The 572-nt window shown below is 46.5% G+C and carries 1 protein-coding gene; it reads right to left on the bottom strand.

The window, feature by feature from the left end:
• Positions 1 to 572, bottom strand: a 572-nt coding sequence (locus R7Z50_RS29650) for an SLC13 family permease (protein ID WP_318150033.1), incomplete at both ends; no start/stop codon positions are given.

Genomic DNA, 572 nt, shown 5'->3' with positions numbered 1-572 from the left:
TATAAATAACCTATCAGAAGCCAAGCAAGCGCCATCATGATCACCACAAATGGTACGCCGAACACCATCCACTCCCCAAAAGTAATCAAGTTATCACCCACGAGGTATTTCAGAGCAATCGCGTTTGGTGGCGTACCGATTGGCGTACCAATACCGCCGATGTTCGCAGCAACAGGAATACAAAGCGCAAATGCAATTCGACCAGGGTCTTTAGGCCCGAACACGGCGATAACTGGCGTTAAGATCGACAACATCATTGCGGTAGTCGCGGTATTCGACATAAACATCGAGAATATAGCGGTGATCAGCATCAGGCCTAACATGACAAACTTAGGGTTTTGCCCAAACGGCTTGAGCAACACCCTAGCGAGGTTCACATCCAAACGATATTTGGTTGCGGCCATTGCTAAGAAAAAACCACCTAAAAACAGCATGATGATTGGGCTTGCAAAGGTAGCCATGATTTCGTGATATTGCAGTAGTTCGCCAAAATGAGGCTGCCCTTCTTGTGTTCGAAACAAGACAATGCCTTTGTTCGAAATGAGCAATAACTCAAGCACGATGATCACCAC

The sequence above is a fragment of the Vibrio sp. 1249-1 genome (assembly GCF_033340495.1).
Note: the sequence above shows the minus strand (reverse complement) of the source record. Positions and strands in the feature narration are given on the sequence as shown.